Below are 14,493 nucleotides of genomic sequence, written 5' to 3'. Positions count from 1 at the left end.
GGCGACGGCAGGGAACGCCGTCCCGGTAATATAAACGCGTCGGTCACAAACCCGACGTCTGCTGCAGTTTCCCTCGCGCCTCGATCATCGGGATCGCTTCGGAATAGCTGACGCAGGCAACGTCCGCGCGGTGGCAGACGTCGCTGACCAGACGGTCCAGCGCGCGCCAGTAGGCGCCGCCGTTCATTTCAACGAAGTGGAAGCCGAGCTGAAGGGGGATGCGGTTGCCGTTGTACTGGCGGTCGAAGGCCTGGGAGAAGGCTGAATAGGCGCGATCCTCGAATTCCTTCGAATCCGCGCTGTCTTCCTCGCCCTTCGAGTGCCGCACGAAGAGATTGTAGTCCATGCCGATGATCGGCTTTTCGTTCGGGCCTTCGGGGATCAGCGGCAGGCCGAAGCGGATGATGCCGTCTTCTTCGACAGGCATCGCCGGGCCTTTGGTGACGAGGCTTGCATCGTAAGTAAAGCCCGCCTTCTTTTCGGCGGCGATCATATCGGCGCCCGCGGTTGCCGACAGATAGGGGGCGCGAAAACCCTTGATGCCATGATTGACAAGGTCCTGCCAGCCGGCCGGCTCGTCGAGACCGACGCTCTTCCAGGCGTTTTTCAGAGTTGCATGAAAGGTCGCATATTCGGCCGACCAGTCGGCCTCGCTCCAGAGGCGGCCGTCGAAATGACCGCAGGCATGGCTGGATATGTCGTGACCCTCGAGATGGGCGTGCCAGATATTGCCGAGGCGCTCGCGGATCTCGTCGTCGCTCTGGGCGAAGCCGACATTGGATTTGCCGCGTTTCTGGTGGGGCGCCTGGTAGGCCTTCTTCGCCGCCTCGTTCATCAGGAAGGTGCAGGAGAGGAAATAGGTGAAATGGGCGCCATTTTTCGCCGCCATCTCGCGGCTTTTCAGCCAGAGCGCATTGTCGTGGGCGCCATCGAAGGAAATGATGACGAGCTGTTTCGGCCGGTCAGCCGCCTCGGCGATAACAGGGAGGAGGAACGAAGCCGTCAGGCAGGTGGAGAGGAGAAGACGGGACATGGACACCGCGACAATTTGATCGCGGTTTCCCTCGGATAGAATTGCGGCGAAGCTGCGGTCTCAACTGGTATTTTTTCCCGTCAGCCGCTAAGCCATGACAAACTGCACGGAAGGGACCCGCAATGACATTGCTTATCATCGGCATCATACTTTTCCTCGGCGTGCATCTGGTGAGGGTGGTGGCTCCCGGCTTTCGCCAGTCGATGATCGCCAGCTTCGGCGAAAGGGGCTGGCGGGCCGGCTACTCGATCGCAAGCATCCTCACACTGATCCTCTTGATCTACGGATTCGGGCAGGCCCGTCAGGTGACGGGCATGCTCTATAATCCGCCGGTTTGGACGGCTCATATCGCGATCACGCTGATGCTGATCGCGATGATCTGTCTCGTCGCCTCGCTGCTGCCGGCGGGGCATATTGCCACCAAAACGAAACATCCGATGGTTCTGTCGGTCAAGATCTGGGCGCTGGCGCATCTGCTCGCCAATGGCGAGACATCGTCCGTCCTGCTGTTTGCCGCTTTTCTCGCCTGGGGCGTCATCCTGCGCATCTCCCTGAAGCGGCGCGAGCGCGCAGGCGAGATCACGCTGCGCCCCTTCGTCTCGGCCAAATACGATCTCTATGGTGTTTTCATCGGCGTCGTTGCCTGGGCGCTGATCATCTGGAAGCTGCACGAATGGTTGATCGGCGTTTCGCCGCTTGTGATGTAACGAATCTTTCATATCCCCCTTACAACCGCGGCAAAATGGGGTAGAAGGCCCGGCATGTGCGTAGCGCACAGCCTATGGGTATTGCCGCGGCCGGAGATAAGAATGGCATTCAACGACGACAGCTTCATCCGTGAAGTCAATGAGGAATTGCGGTCCGACCAGATGAAGGGCGTCTGGCGCCGGTTCGGCCGCTATATCATCGTCGCTGCCGTCCTGATCGTCGTCGGCACCGCCGGCAAGGTTCTCTTTGAATATTGGGACGATACCCGCTCCTCCGGCGCCGGCGATCAGTTCCTGGCGGCGATGAAGCTTGCCGACGAGAACAAGAACGATGAGGCGCTGGCCGCGCTCGGCAAGCTGGAGAAGGAAGGCCATGGCGCCTATCCGGTGCTGGCGCGCATGCGGGCCGCAACCGTCCAGGCGCAGAAGGGCGACGCCGGCGCGGCGATCACCGCCTTCAACGAGATCGGCAAGGACAATAGTGTGCCGGCCGCCGTGCGCGACGCCGCCAGGATGCGTGCCGGCTGGCTGCTGATCGAGAACGGCTCCTATGAGCAGGTTTCGGCCGCGGTTGAGGAAATGGCGGTGCCGGGCAATGCCTTCCGCCATTCGGCGCGTGAAGCGCTTGGTCTGGCCTCCTATAAGGCCGGCAACATGGCGCAGGCGCGGCAATGGTTCCAGTCGATTGTCGACGACGCCGAAAGCCCGCGTCCTGTTGCCAATCGCGCCCAGATGATGCTTGATCTCATTACCGCATCCGGCAAGGCGCCCGCCGCGCAGGGCTGAGTTTTAAGGAAAAAGAATGAGTTTCACGGTCGCCATCGTCGGTCGTCCGAATGTCGGCAAGTCGACGCTTTTCAACCGCCTGGTGGGCAAGAAGCTTGCGCTCGTCGATGATACGCCCGGCGTGACCCGTGACCGCCGGCCGGGCGAAGCGCGGCTGATGGGCCTGAACTTCACCATCATCGATACGGCCGGCCTCGAAGAGGCCGACGAGGAAAGTCTGCAGGGCCGGATGCGCGCCCAGACGGAGGCGGCGATCGATGAGGCCGATCTTTCACTTTTCGTCGTCGATGCCAAGAACGGGCTGACGCCTGTTGATACCGCTCTTGCCGAAATGTTGCGCCGGCGCGGCAAGCCGGTGGTGCTCGTCGCCAATAAATCCGAAGCGCGCGGCTCCGACAGCGGCTTCTACGACGCCTATACACTGGGGCTTGGCGAGCCGACGCCGATTTCGGCCGAGCACGGAGAGGGCATGCTCGACCTGCGCGACGCGATCGTCGAGGCGATCGGCAAGGACCGCGCCTATGCCAAGGAGGATGTCGCGGTTACCGATGTCGATATTCCGCCGGGTGAAAACGAGACCGACGGCGAGGACGAAGAGCCGATCTATGACGACACCAAGCCGCTCAGGGTGGCGATCGTCGGCCGGCCGAATGCGGGCAAGTCGACGCTGATCAACCGTTTCCTCGGCGAGGACCGGCTGTTGACCGGGCCGGAGGCCGGCATCACCCGTGACTCCATCTCGGTCGAATGGGATTGGCGCGGCCGCACCATCAAGATGTTCGACACCGCAGGCATGCGCCGTAAGGCCCGGGTAACCGAGAAGCTGGAGAAGCTTTCAGTCGCCGATGCTCTGCGCGCCATCCGTTTTGCCGAGACGGTGGTTATCGTCTTCGACGCGACGATCCCTTTCGAGAAACAGGACCTGCAGATCGTCGATCTCGTGCTGCGCGAGGGGCGCGCCGCCGTTCTCGCCTTCAACAAGTGGGACATGATCGAGGACCGGCAGGCGGTGCTTGCCGACCTGCGCGAAAAGACCGACCGTCTGCTGCCGCAGGCGCGCGGCATTCGCGCCGTGCCGATCTCCGGCCAGACCGGCTGGGGACTGGACAAGCTGATGCAGTCGATCATCGACACGGACAAGGTTTGGAACAAGCGCATCTCGACGGCACGGCTCAACCGCTGGCTGGAAACGCAGCAGATCCAGCATCCGCCACCGGCCGTGTCCGGCCGGCGCATCAAGCTGAAATACATGACCCAGGTCAAGGCCCGCCCGCCGGCCTTCATGATCTCCTGCACCCGTTCCGACGCGCTGCCGGAATCCTATACGCGCTATCTGATCAATGGGCTGCGCGCCGATTTCGACATGCCGAGCGTGCCGATCCGCATCCATTTCCGTTCGGCTGAAAATCCGTACGAATCGAAGAAGAAGCGGACGTAGAGGCTGGGCGCCAGTTGGTGCTTGCGGGAACATCCGGTCGCGTTGTGGCGCGGGATACCCCCTCTGCCCTGCCGGGCATCTCCCCCACAGGTGGGGGAGATCGGATGGGCGGACCCGCTCGTTCCAGCATCAATTGTCTGGTGGATTCCATCCGCGAGTCGATCTCCCTCCTTGTGGGGGAGATGCCCGGCAGGGCAGAGGGGGGTGCCTCAGGCGCGACCTATCTCGGTTGTGGTGAATCTAAGCTATGCTCTTAGTCAGCGCTTCACGCAGCGCCACGATCTCGGCCTGGAGCCGAGTAAGATCCCCAGCGTCACGGCCGCTCGCTTCCGCGATGCAGCCGGGAATGCCGATCGCCCTTTCCTTCAGGCGAATGCCTGCTTCGCTTAAGCGGATGACGACGACGCGTTCGTCCGCGCTGCTGCGCTCGCGGCTGATATAGCCGGCGCTTTCCAGGCGTTTTAGTAGCGGCGTCAGCGTGCTCGATTCCAGGAATAGCTTTTCACCGAGGCCGCCGACCGTTTGGCCGTCCTGTTCCCACAGCGCGACCATGGCCAAATATTGCGGATAGGTGAGGCCGAGCGTGTCAAGAAGCGGCTTGTAGACGCGGTTCAGCGCGTGGCTCGCTGTATAGACGGCAAAGCAGACGAAAACGTCGAGCTTCAGCGGATCCTGCATGGGGCATCTCCAAAACCGCTGATATTATATCGTGCGGTAAATAATCGCAAGCAATCTTTATGCATGGCAGGCATGCCAAAAGTTAGATTGCGCAAAAAATGATCGTGCACGATATAAAAGCTGTGTTCAGGACGAACATTCAAAAACTGAGAGGACAAGACAATGTCGAGTATCAAGACCGCAGTTTCCGCAGCAGCACTCCTGGCAGCTTCCGCCGTCGGCGCGCTGGCCGACCCGGTGCTCGAGCCGACAACGCAGAAGTTCATCGATAGCCTGGCCGGCGGCCAGCCGATCTACACGCGGTCACCGGCCGATGCCCGCAATGTACTGGCGGGTGCACAGAAGGGCGATGTCAAGAAGCTGGCGGCCAAGGAAGAAGACAAGGTGATCAAATCAGGCCCGACCGGCAGCATCAAGCTGCGCATTGTCCGCCCGGAACATGCCAAGGGTACGCTGCCGGTTATTCTCTACTTCCATGGCGGCGGCTGGGTGCTGGGTGATGCCGGCACGCATGACCGGCTGGTGCGCGAGATTGCCAATGGCGCCGATGCCGCGGTCGTCTTCGTTGATTACGATCGCTCGCCGGAGGCCCGCTATCCCGTGGCGATCGAACAGGCCTATGCCGCGACCAAATATGTCGCCGAACATGCCAAGGAATTCAATGTAGACGCCGGCAGGCTTGCGGTCGCAGGCGACAGCGTCGGCGGCAATATGGCGGCCGTGGTGACGCTGCTTGCCAAGGAGCGCGGCGGCCCCGTTATCGACCAGCAGGTGCTTTTCTATCCCGTCACCGACGCCAATTTCGACAATGGTTCCTATAATGAGTTCGCCAATGGCCCGTGGCTGACCAAGGAAGCGATGAAGTGGTTCTGGAACGCCTATCTGCCTGATGAAGCCAAGCGCAAGGAACCGACGGCTTCACCGCTGCAGGCATCGCTCGAGCAGCTCAATGGCCTGCCGCCGGCCCTTATCATCACCGATGAAAACGATGTGTTGCGCGACGAAGGCGAGGCCTATGGCCGCAAGCTTAGCCAGGCCGGCGTCAAGGTCACCTCGATCCGCTACAACGGTACGATCCACGATTTTGTACTGCTGAATGCGATCACCGACACGCCAGCGGTCCGCAGTGCAATCAAGGTCGCGAACGACACGCTGCATAACGCCTTGCACAAGTAAATCGATCAGCGTTCTTTCCACGCGATTTCAGCAAACCGCTTCAAATTTGCTGGAATTGCTTCAATCTGCGGACGGCAAAGGCCCGGCGGTTTCGCCGGGCTTTCTGCTTCTCGGAAGCGACTTGGCAAATTGCCAGGCCTTCTTCCATTTCGGCGTGATGACGCCATTGGCGGCGCGGATATTGTTGATGAACTGCGTCGTCGCCGCTTCCCAGGAATATTGCATGGCAAGCGCGCGCGCCTTTTCACGCGAGGCGGAGAGGGCGGCCAGACAGGCAGTGCGCAAGTCCGCATCCAGCGCGCCAACCTCGCTGTCTTCGCCGATGATGTCGAGCGGACCGGTGACGGGGTAAGCGGCGACCGGTACGCCCGATGCCAGCGCCTCGAGGATGGTGTTGCCGAAGGTGTCGGTGAGCGAGGGAAAGACGAAGACATCGGCCTGGGCATAGATTTTGGCCAGGTCCTCGCCGAATTTTACGCCGGTAAAATGCACATTCGGATAGCGCTGCTCCAGTTCGGCGCGTGCCGGGCCATCGCCGACGACAACCTTCGAGCCGGGCAGGTCGAGATCGAGAAAGGCCGGCAGGTTCTTTTCCAGCGCGACACGGCCAACCGTCATGAAGATCGGGCGAGGGAGGCCGAATGGCTCCTGTTCGAGCGGCATAGGATGGAATTGCGTGGCGTCGATGCCGCGGGTCCAGGGCATCAGGTTCTTGATGCCGCGGGCCGACAGATCGCGGGCAAGGCTCGGTGTCGCGACCATGCAGCCGGCGCCGCCATTGTGGAACCAGCGCACGAAGGCATAGAGCCAGCTCTGCGGGATCGGCAGGCGGGCGGAAACATATTCCGGAAAGCGGGTGTGATAGCTGGTGGAGAAGGGCATGCCCTTGCGCAGGCACCAGCGGCGGGCGGTCAGCCCCAGCGGACCTTCGGTGGCGATGTGCACATAGGTGGGATGATGCTTTTCGATCTCGCGCGCGACGCGGCGGTAACTGGCGATCGTCAGGCGGATCTCGGGATAGGTCGGGCAGGGGATGCTGTTGAAGCGCTCCGGCGTGACCATCGAGACCTCGACGCCCATCTTCGCCAGTTCGCGATTGGTGTTCTCGATCGAGCGAACGACGCCGTTGACCTGCGGGTGCCAGGCGTCGGTGACGATCACCAGCCGTTCCGGCAGATTTCCGGCGGCCGCGGCATTGGCCCAGCTCTCGCCGCTATAAGTGTTTGCCGGATGTTGCAGCATGTCGTGATTTCCATCCGCGTCGCAGTGATATGACAACGCTCAGCCCCATAGCGGGGTTCCGGAACGGCGATTCCCGCCTGCCTATTTTGAGGCATGACCATGATGGAAATATTACAGCCGCATCCCAGCATTTGCAGGCGTTTAGCGGCGCGTTCGCCGCGAATATGTCAGCGGCCGATCGTGTTTCTCAGGCAGAAAGAATGACGGCGCCGGTCCGGGACCGGCGCCGCTTGGGAGGTTAAGCTGCAGCGGAAGCCGAGCCGGAGAGAGGAACTTCCGAGATCGTCTTCAGAACCTGGGAAGCGATCTGGTAGGGGCAGCCCTGCGAGTTCGGGCGGCGATCTTCCAGATAGCCCTTGTAGTCGTTCTTGATGAAGGAGTGCGGGACGCGGATGGAAGCGCCGCGGTCGGCAACGCCGTAGGAGAACTTGTTCCACGGCGCCGTTTCGTGCTTGCCGGTCAGGCGCTTGTCATTGTCCGGGCCGTAGACGTTGATGTGGTCCATCAGGTTCTTTTCGAACTGCGCCATCAGCGCTTCGAAATAGGCCTTGCCGCCGACTTCGCGCATGTACTTGGTCGAGAAATTGCAATGCATACCCGAACCGTTCCAGTCGGTGTCGCCGAGCGGCTTGCAATGATACTCAATGTCAATGCCGTATTTTTCGGTCAGGCGCTGCAGGAGGTAGCGCGCCATCCAGATCTGGTCGGCGGCCTTCTTGGAGCCCTTGCCGAAAATCTGGAATTCCCACTGGCCCTTTGCCACTTCGGCATTGATGCCTTCGTGATTGATGCCGGCAGCCAGGCAAAGGTCGAGATGTTCTTCGACGATTTCGCGGGCGACGTCGCCGACGTTCGAATAGCCGACGCCGGTGTAGTAGGGGCCCTGCGGAGCCGGGTAGCCCTGCTCGGGGAAGCCGAGCGGACGGCCGTTCTGGTAGAAGAAATATTCCTGCTCAAAGCCGAACCACGCATCTTCATCGTCAAGGATGGTGGCGCGGGCGTTGCTCGGGTGCGGTGTGACGCCATCGGGCATCATGACTTCGCACATGACCAGAACGCCGTTGGTGCGGGCGGGGTCGGGATAGATGGCGACGGGCTTCAGCACACAATCGGAGCTGCGGCCTTCGGCCTGCATGGTCGACGAACCGTCGAAGCCCCAGAGCGGAAGCTGTTCCAGCGTCGGGAATGCGTCGAATTCCTTGATCTGCGTCTTGCCACGCAGGTTCGGTACCGGAGTGTACCCATCGAGCCAAATATACTCGAGCTTATATTTTGTCATCGTGACTCTCTCAAATGCTACGAAGGTGAGCAAATCCGGAGACGATCTCGGCGCATGAGCGCATCCAACCGCCAGGGGATGCACCTTTAAAAGCACGTAGCGTGCCAGTTCGGCTGTCTTGACAAGAAAATATGCACATCAGCCGCCCGACGCGCATTCTCTGTGACCGAAATGCCCGCTTTCGGCGCGAAAACGGATTTTCGGCTTTGGAACCGGATGAAAATTCCGGCGTTAGCCCGAGGTGATGAAGTGTTGAACAAATAGGCGGACGCTCGCCGCGGGGACAGCATATCGATCAATCACAATATATACGTGCATATATTTTGTGCAATTTGCGTAAACTATGTGCATCGTGCTAAGGTCGCGACGTCGAATGTTGATGCGCCGAACGGAATGGAGGCGATCTTATGCCCACCGGTTTCCATCGTGAATCCGCAACGATCTACCAGTTCCCCGTCAAGCCGGCGCGGACCCCCAGCCGGTTCGAACGCGCCCGGCTAATGGAGCGCGAGGCAGCCGATGTCTGCGACGCGGCGCTCGACAGCTGCTGGTATCATGACGAGGCGGTTCGCGAGTCCGATCGGCCGACGAAGTCCTGATTGCTTGATACCTGCGGCGGTGACGCCGATACCGCGGGGAGCGCCCGCGCATGGCGTTCCTATGGTGGTCGTCATGCGCGGGCTTAGCGCCCGCTCAATCCGAGCTTTTCCTTGGCGACCAAGGCGCCATGCTCACTGACGACGCGGGCCGCCACTTTCGCGGCGAAGCTGGCGGCGGCCGGCGCGTCCCGGGTTTCCAGATAGCGGGCGAGAAAGGCGCCGTTGAAACTGTCGCCGGCGCTGGTGGTATCGACCACTGTCTCCACTTTCTCGGCCGGAACGAAGGTCTCGTCGCCGGCGAAATTCAAGCGAACGCCGTCCGCGCCGTTCTTGACGACGACATTGGCAGCGCCTAGGGCGCGATAGCGTTGAATCGTCGCCTCGATGGAATCGTCGCCGAAATGCGCGGCTTCGTCGTCGAAACTCGGCATGACCAGCACGGAAGAGCGGGCGCCTTCGCTGATCGTCGCATGCATCACGTCGTAACTCGACCAAAGGCGAGGACGGATGTTCGGGTCGAATACCACAAGCTTGCCGGCAGCCTTGGCGCGGCGGATTTCGGCGAGCAGTGTCGTGGCATCCTCTTGCGGCAGAATGGCTAGGGTGATGCCGGAGAAATAGACGAGGTCGGCGCCTTCCACCGCTTCGCGCAGGCGGTCGGGATCGGCGGCAAGGCTGCGGGCGGCCGAGCTGTCGCGCCAGTAGCTGAAGGAGCGCTCGCCGTTCTTCAGACTGATCATATAGAGGCCGGGCGTCCTGCCCCTGATGCGCCGGATCAGGCTCGTGCCGATGCCTGATTTGTCGATGAAAGCGACCATCTCGTCCGACATGGTGTCGTCGCCGAGGGCGGTGAAATAATCGACCGACCAGTCGGGGCCAAGGCAGGCGCGGGCATACCAGGCGGTGTTGAAAGTATCGCCGGCAAAGCCCTTGCGCAACAGTCCGTCACCGGCCTGCGAGAGCTCCACCATGCATTCACCGATCGATAGAAACCGTCTTCCGCTCACCTTGTCCTCCCGGCATGAGCGCCACTGATCCGACAGGCCGCTCTATCGCTTTGAATTGACGCTTCATCCGCTGATACGCGGAGCCGGGCGGAGTGACAAGCATTGATGTTGTGGGCGCCGGTATCGCCGGAAATGAAAAGCCCGCCTTCGCCGACAAGGCGAAGGCGGGTGCCGACGAAGATTGATTATTCGTGGATCGTGTAGCTGCCGAGCGCGCAAAGGTCCTGCGTATCTTCGGTCGTGTCGAGGTCCGAGTTTTCGTCGAACTCGAAGCGCATGTCGTATTTGCAGACGGTGCGGCCGTCGGCGATGGTGATGTTGACGGTCTCGCCCGGATTGAGGACATTCTCGCCGAAGACATCTTCTTCCCAGCTATTGACGCCGGTCGGCGAGCTGTAGAAGCGCGTCAGGACGGAACTGGTCCCGTTGGTGAGCTGGAATTTCAGATCTTCGGCGCGCGACGGCACGGCTGAGGCGGCGATGATCGCGGCGGCAAGCGCGATCAATCCAGAGACTTTCGATTTCATGTATGCGTTCCCCCGCCCATGATTGGGCGAAGAAGGGATAGCATATCCGCATCTAAATCTTTGTTATCGGAGACTATAGATTCCGAAATAAGTCCGTTTTCGGAACAGTTCACTCCCAAAAAGGATGACGTATTAGGGGCGAGATCTGTCATCGAAGCGAAGACCGCTTCATGCGGTCATCGCTTCATTATGGCCTGTCCATATGGTAGCAGGCGGCCTTCTGGCCGGGGCGAACCTCCTCGATCGCAGGCATTTCAGTGCGGCAGATGTCGGTCGCCTTCCAGCAGCGCGGCGAGAAGACGCAGCCTTTCGGCGGGTTGAGCGGCGAGGGCGGATCGCCCTGCAGGCGGATGCGGGTGCGCAGGCGCGCAAGCTTCGGATCCGGGATCGGCGCCGCCGAAAAGAGTGCCTGCGTATAGGGATGGGCCGGATGGTCGAAGACGGTGGCGCAGTCGCCCGCCTCCACCACACGGCCGAGGTAGAGCACCAGCACATCGTCGGAGATCAGCCGCACGACTGACAGGTCGTGGCTGATGAAGATCAGCGTCAAGCCGAACTCCTTGCGCAGCTTGCGCAGAAGCGTGATCACCTGGCCCTGGATCGAGACGTCGAGGGCCGAAACCGGCTCATCGCAGACGATCAGCTTCGGCTTGGTGACAACGGCGCGGGCAATGCCGATGCGCTGCGCCTGGCCGCCGGAAAATTCATGCGGATAGCGATTGATCATCTCCGGCACCAGGCCGACGGCGCTCATGATCTGGCGGACCCGTTCGGTGCGCTCGGCCTTCGAAAGCTTCGGCTCGAAGACGGTGAGCGGCTCGGCGATGATGTCGCCGACGGTCATGCGCGGATCGAGCGAGGCGATCGGATCCTGGAAGATGATCTGCATGTCGCGGCGTGCGGCGCGCATCTCCTCTTCACTGAGGTCGAGAAGATTGCGGCCCTGCCAGAGGATGCGGCCCTTTTGCGATTTCAACAACCGCAGGATGGAGCGGCCGAGTGTCGACTTGCCGCAGCCGGATTCGCCGACGATGCCGAGCGTGCGACCTTCGGCGAGATCGAAGCTGACATTGTTGACGGCCGTGAGGAAGACCGGCGGCTTGAACAGGCCTTTTGCCGGCAGTTCGAATTGGGTCGTCAGGTTCTCGACCCTCAGCAGCGATCGCTCAGCCATGGTTCAGCAACTCCTCACGACGCGGGAACGGGTGGTAACAGGCGGCGCAGTGGCGCGGTGCCAGCGTCTCGAGCGGCGGTGGACGGTCGATGCAATCGTTCTGGACCTGCGAACAGCGCGGCGAGAAATTGCAGCCCTTCGGCAGGTGCTGCAGGTTCGGCGGGCGGCCGGGAATGACGACGAGCTCGTCGACATCCTGATCCGGTCGCGGGATGGAGGCATGCAGCGCCGCCGTATAGGGATGGGCCGGGTTGTCGAAGAGCTCGTCGACCGGCGCCTCCTCGACGATGCGGCCGGCATACATGACGGCGACGCGGTCGGCGAGGCCGGCGACGACGCCGAGATCGTGGGTGATCATGATCAGCGCCGTGTTCATTTCTGCGGTCAGATCGTTGAAGAGATCGAGGATCTGCGCCTGGATGGTGACGTCGAGCGCCGTCGTCGGCTCATCGGCGATGAGCAGCTTCGGTTTGGTGAGCAGTGCCATGGCAATGACGATGCGCTGGCGCATGCCGCCTGACAGTTCGTGCGGATAGAGGTGGAAGCGCCGGGTCGGGTCGGGAATGCCGACGCGTTTCAGCATGTCCAGCGCTGCGTCCGATGCGGCGCGTGCCGTCAGGCCGCGGTGAACCTCCAGCTGTTCCGTCAGCTGTCTCGAAATCTTCAGCGCCGGATTGAGCGCGGTCATCGGATCCTGGAAGACCATGGCCATGTCTTTGCCGCGGATCTGGTCGAGTTCGCGCGGTTTTAGCGACAGGACATCCTTGCCTTCGAGCAGTGCCTGTCCCGTCGTGGCGCCGTTCTTGGCCAGCAGACCCATGATGCCGAGGAAGGTCTGGCTCTTGCCGGAGCCGGACTCGCCGACAATCGCGACGCGCTCGCCGCGCCGGACGGTGAGGTTCATATTCGAAACCGCCTTCACCTCGCCGTCAGGCGTCGCGAAGGTGATCGAATAGTCGTTGAGTTCGAGCAGGATGTCTTTTTGTGTTTCGTGGGGCATTCTTAGCGATCCTTCGGGTCGAACGCGTCGCGCAGGCCGTCGCCGATGAAGAGCAGGCTGAGCAGCAGGGCCACGAGGAAGCTAGCGGGGAAAATCAGCAGCCAGGGCATGCTTTCCATGGCGTCGGTTCCCTCGGCGATCAGCGTGCCGAGCGAGGTCAGCGGCTCCTGCACGCCGAAGCCGAGATAGGAAAGGAAGCTTTCGGTGGCGATGATTTCAGGCACGGTCAGCGCCGCGAAAATGACCACCGGGCCGACCAGGTTCGGAATGATGTGCTTGACGATGATCTTGAACGGCCGCTGTCCCGAGGCACGGGCCGCCTCGATGAACTCTCGATGCTTGATCGACAGCGTCTGGCCGCGCACGATGCGGGCCATTGTCAGCCACTCCAGCGCACCGATTGCGGCAAAAAGCAGATAGACGTTGCGGCCGAAGATCACCATCAGCAGGATGACGAAGAGGATATAGGGAAGCGCATACATGATATCGACGAAGCGCATCATGATCGCATCCAGCCTTCCCCCGATATAGCCGGAAATCGCCCCGTAAAGCACGCCGATGACGACCGAGACGACGGTTGCCGTCAGTGCGACCGCAAGGGAGACACGGGTGCCGTAAAGGACGCGGGCCAGAAGGTCGCGGCCGTTCGGGTCGGTGCCGAAATAATGGCCGGTCTCGATTGAGGGCGGGATGCGAAAGGCGGCCCAGTCGGGATCCTCGTAATTGAAGGGTATGAACCAGGGGCCGAGGAAGGCCGCGAGGATCAAGAGCGCCAGCACGGCGATCGACAGAACGGCCGCCTTGTTGCGTCCGAGGCGGCGCAGCGCATCCCTGGTGAGAGAGCGGCCTTCGGGCGCCAGCCCTTCTGCTTCGAGAAGCTCCTGGGCGAGCAGCTCGCGTTTTGCGGGGTTGAGGATCATCGGTTTCTCACTTTCGGATCGAGCCAGGCATAGGCGATGTCGACGAGAAGGTTCAGGAACACGATCAGCACCATGTAGAAGATGACCGTCCCGAGAACCATGCCGTAATCGCGGTTCAGGGCTGCGTTCACGAAATAGCGGCCGATGCCGGGCAATCCGAAGATGCTTTCGACAACCAGCGAGCCGGTGAGAAGGTAGCTTGCCGCCGGGCCCAGATAGGAAACGACGGGCATCATGGCGGGTTTCAGCGCGTGGCGCATGACGGTCAGCCGCGGGCCGATGCCCTTGGCCTTGGCGGTGCGGATGAAGTTCTGGTTCATCACCTCGATCATCGAGCCGCGGGTGATGCGCGAGATGCGGCCGGCATGCGGCAAAGCCAGGACGACGATCGGCAGGATCAGGTATTTGATCGAGCCGTCACCCCAGCCGCCGACCGGGAACCAGGCAAGGTGAATGCCGAATATCAATTGCAGGATCGGCGCGATCAGGAAGTTCGGCAGCACGACGCCAACCAGGATCAGCGCGCCGAGAATGTAATCCGGCGCCTTGTTCTGGTAGAGCGCGCCAAGACAGCCGACGGCCACGCCGACGATGATGGCGATCAGAAAGGCGGCGGTGCCGATGGTGAAGGTGTAGGGCAGGCCGATCATGATCTGCTGGGCGACGGTGAAATCCTCGCTGGCGAAGGAGGGACCGAGATCGCCTCGCAGCAGGTCGCCGACATAGATCAGGTACTGCTGGATCAGTGGCTTGTCGAGATTGTAGTGAACGGCAAGGTTCTTGAGGATCACCGGCGGCAATGGCCTTTCGCCATCGAAGGGGCCGCCGGGGGCAAGGCGCAAAACAAAAAAGCAGGCTGTGACGGCGATCCACAGGACGGGGATCGTCGATAGCAGGCGACGGAGGGCGTATTTGATCATGGTCGTG

The 14,493-nt window shown here is 61.4% G+C and carries 15 protein-coding genes; 5 read left to right on the top strand and 10 right to left on the bottom strand.

Annotated features, from left to right (window positions below; all coding sequences use genetic code 11):
• Positions 1-43: 43 nt before the first annotated feature.
• On the bottom strand, positions 44-1,033 hold the full coding sequence (locus tag C4N04_RS04475; RefSeq protein ID WP_106795496.1) for a polysaccharide deacetylase: 990 nt from the start codon (positions 1,031-1,033) through the stop codon (positions 44-46).
• 122 nt (positions 1,034-1,155) lie between these two features.
• Between C4N04_RS04475 and C4N04_RS04470 the strand changes: the two genes are divergently transcribed.
• From C4N04_RS04470 to der, 3 genes are all read left to right on the top strand, one after another.
• Positions 1,156-1,740 (top strand): NnrU family protein, encoded by a 585-nt coding sequence (locus tag C4N04_RS04470; RefSeq protein WP_096768974.1) that lies wholly within the window; start codon positions 1,156-1,158, stop codon positions 1,738-1,740.
• A 102-nt stretch (positions 1,741-1,842) separates the two neighbouring features.
• Positions 1,843-2,526 (top strand): tetratricopeptide repeat protein, encoded by a 684-nt coding sequence (locus C4N04_RS04465; RefSeq protein WP_077989982.1) that lies wholly within the window; start codon positions 1,843-1,845, stop codon positions 2,524-2,526.
• 16 nt (positions 2,527-2,542) lie between these two features.
• Positions 2,543-3,964: a ribosome biogenesis GTPase Der gene (gene der, locus C4N04_RS04460; protein ID WP_038690497.1), complete on the top strand. Its 1,422-nt coding sequence runs from the start codon at positions 2,543-2,545 to the stop codon at positions 3,962-3,964.
• Between the two features lie 240 nt (positions 3,965-4,204).
• On the opposite strand, the gene C4N04_RS04450 is transcribed toward der, so the two are convergent.
• Entirely contained in the window at positions 4,205-4,642 is a 438-nt protein-coding gene (locus C4N04_RS04450) for a MarR family transcriptional regulator (protein ID WP_039621348.1), read from the bottom strand.
• Between the two features lie 162 nt (positions 4,643-4,804).
• Here C4N04_RS04450 and C4N04_RS04440 point away from each other — a divergent pair, with 162 nt between their 5' ends.
• A complete protein-coding gene (locus C4N04_RS04440) occupies positions 4,805-5,818 on the top strand; it encodes an alpha/beta hydrolase (RefSeq protein ID WP_106795494.1) in 1,014 nt (337 codons plus the stop codon).
• A gap of 60 nt (positions 5,819-5,878) precedes the next feature.
• Here C4N04_RS04440 and C4N04_RS04435 read toward each other — a convergent pair whose 3' ends face one another.
• Both C4N04_RS04435 and C4N04_RS04430 read right to left on the bottom strand, forming a co-directional pair.
• Positions 5,879-7,060, bottom strand: a complete 1,182-nt coding sequence (locus C4N04_RS04435; protein WP_106795493.1) for a glycosyltransferase family 1 protein — start codon at positions 7,058-7,060, stop codon at positions 5,879-5,881.
• A 238-nt stretch (positions 7,061-7,298) separates the two neighbouring features.
• Entirely contained in the window at positions 7,299-8,339 is a 1,041-nt protein-coding gene (locus C4N04_RS04430; RefSeq protein WP_038690487.1) for a glutamine synthetase beta-grasp domain-containing protein, read from the bottom strand.
• Between the two features lie 407 nt (positions 8,340-8,746).
• Between C4N04_RS04430 and gstI the strand changes: the two genes are divergently transcribed.
• On the top strand, positions 8,747-8,938 hold the full coding sequence (gene gstI, locus C4N04_RS04425) for a glutamine synthetase translation inhibitor GstI (protein WP_010057423.1): 192 nt from the start codon (positions 8,747-8,749) through the stop codon (positions 8,936-8,938).
• An 83-nt stretch (positions 8,939-9,021) separates the two neighbouring features.
• Here the strand turns inward: gstI and C4N04_RS04420 are convergent, their stop codons facing one another.
• The 6 genes from C4N04_RS04420 to C4N04_RS04395 form a co-directional block, all read right to left on the bottom strand.
• Complete coding sequence (locus C4N04_RS04420; protein WP_080710985.1) at positions 9,022-9,945, bottom strand: sugar kinase; 924 nt, start codon at positions 9,943-9,945, stop codon at positions 9,022-9,024.
• A 185-nt stretch (positions 9,946-10,130) separates the two neighbouring features.
• Positions 10,131-10,472: a hypothetical protein gene (locus C4N04_RS04415; protein WP_038690483.1), complete on the bottom strand. Its 342-nt coding sequence runs from the start codon at positions 10,470-10,472 to the stop codon at positions 10,131-10,133.
• 187 nt (positions 10,473-10,659) lie between these two features.
• Entirely contained in the window at positions 10,660-11,646 is a 987-nt protein-coding gene (locus C4N04_RS04410; RefSeq protein ID WP_039621337.1) for an oligopeptide/dipeptide ABC transporter ATP-binding protein, read from the bottom strand.
• Positions 11,639-12,646, bottom strand: coding sequence for an ABC transporter ATP-binding protein (locus C4N04_RS04405; protein WP_106795492.1), 1,008 nt, complete (start codon positions 12,644-12,646; stop codon positions 11,639-11,641). The genes C4N04_RS04410 and C4N04_RS04405 overlap by 8 nt, the downstream gene beginning before the upstream one ends.
• A 2-nt stretch (positions 12,647-12,648) precedes the next feature.
• A complete protein-coding gene (locus tag C4N04_RS04400) occupies positions 12,649-13,566 on the bottom strand; it encodes an ABC transporter permease subunit (RefSeq protein ID WP_038690479.1) in 918 nt (305 codons plus the stop codon).
• Positions 13,563-14,486 carry an ABC transporter permease subunit gene (locus C4N04_RS04395; RefSeq protein WP_038690477.1) on the bottom strand — a complete coding sequence of 308 codons (924 nt, stop codon included), beginning with the start codon at positions 14,484-14,486 and terminating at the stop codon, positions 13,563-13,565. The genes C4N04_RS04400 and C4N04_RS04395 overlap by 4 nt, the downstream gene beginning before the upstream one ends.
• Positions 14,487-14,493 lie beyond the last annotated feature (7 nt).

This window comes from Rhizobium sp. H4, assembly GCF_003013335.1.
Lineage (GTDB): Bacteria > Pseudomonadota > Alphaproteobacteria > Rhizobiales > Rhizobiaceae > Rhizobium > Rhizobium sophoriradicis.
The sequence above is the reverse complement of the archived record's forward strand: the minus strand, read 5'-3'. Positions and strand labels throughout refer to the sequence as shown.

Excerpts from the sequence above, each read along its gene's own strand:
- C4N04_RS04475 (WP_106795496.1), bottom strand. The coding sequence starts at position 1,033 with ATGTCCCGTCTTCTCCTCTCCACCTGCCTGACGGCTTCGTTCCTCCTC.
- C4N04_RS04470 (WP_096768974.1), top strand. The coding sequence starts at position 1,156 with ATGACATTGCTTATCATCGGCATCATACTTTTCCTCGGCGTGCATCTG.
- C4N04_RS04465 (WP_077989982.1), top strand. The coding sequence starts at position 1,843 with ATGGCATTCAACGACGACAGCTTCATCCGTGAAGTCAATGAGGAATTG.
- der (WP_038690497.1), top strand. The coding sequence starts at position 2,543 with ATGAGTTTCACGGTCGCCATCGTCGGTCGTCCGAATGTCGGCAAGTCG.
- C4N04_RS04450 (WP_039621348.1), bottom strand. The coding sequence starts at position 4,642 with ATGCAGGATCCGCTGAAGCTCGACGTTTTCGTCTGCTTTGCCGTCTAT.
- C4N04_RS04440 (WP_106795494.1), top strand. The coding sequence starts at position 4,805 with ATGTCGAGTATCAAGACCGCAGTTTCCGCAGCAGCACTCCTGGCAGCT.
- C4N04_RS04435 (WP_106795493.1), bottom strand. The coding sequence starts at position 7,060 with ATGCTGCAACATCCGGCAAACACTTATAGCGGCGAGAGCTGGGCCAAT.
- C4N04_RS04430 (WP_038690487.1), bottom strand. The coding sequence starts at position 8,339 with ATGACAAAATATAAGCTCGAGTATATTTGGCTCGATGGGTACACTCCG.
- gstI (WP_010057423.1), top strand. The coding sequence starts at position 8,747 with ATGCCCACCGGTTTCCATCGTGAATCCGCAACGATCTACCAGTTCCCC.
- C4N04_RS04415 (WP_038690483.1), bottom strand. The coding sequence starts at position 10,472 with ATGAAATCGAAAGTCTCTGGATTGATCGCGCTTGCCGCCGCGATCATC.
- C4N04_RS04410 (WP_039621337.1), bottom strand. The coding sequence starts at position 11,646 with ATGGCTGAGCGATCGCTGCTGAGGGTCGAGAACCTGACGACCCAATTC.
- C4N04_RS04405 (WP_106795492.1), bottom strand. The coding sequence starts at position 12,646 with ATGCCCCACGAAACACAAAAAGACATCCTGCTCGAACTCAACGACTAT.
- C4N04_RS04400 (WP_038690479.1), bottom strand. The coding sequence starts at position 13,566 with ATGATCCTCAACCCCGCAAAACGCGAGCTGCTCGCCCAGGAGCTTCTC.
- C4N04_RS04395 (WP_038690477.1), bottom strand. The coding sequence starts at position 14,486 with ATGATCAAATACGCCCTCCGTCGCCTGCTATCGACGATCCCCGTCCTG.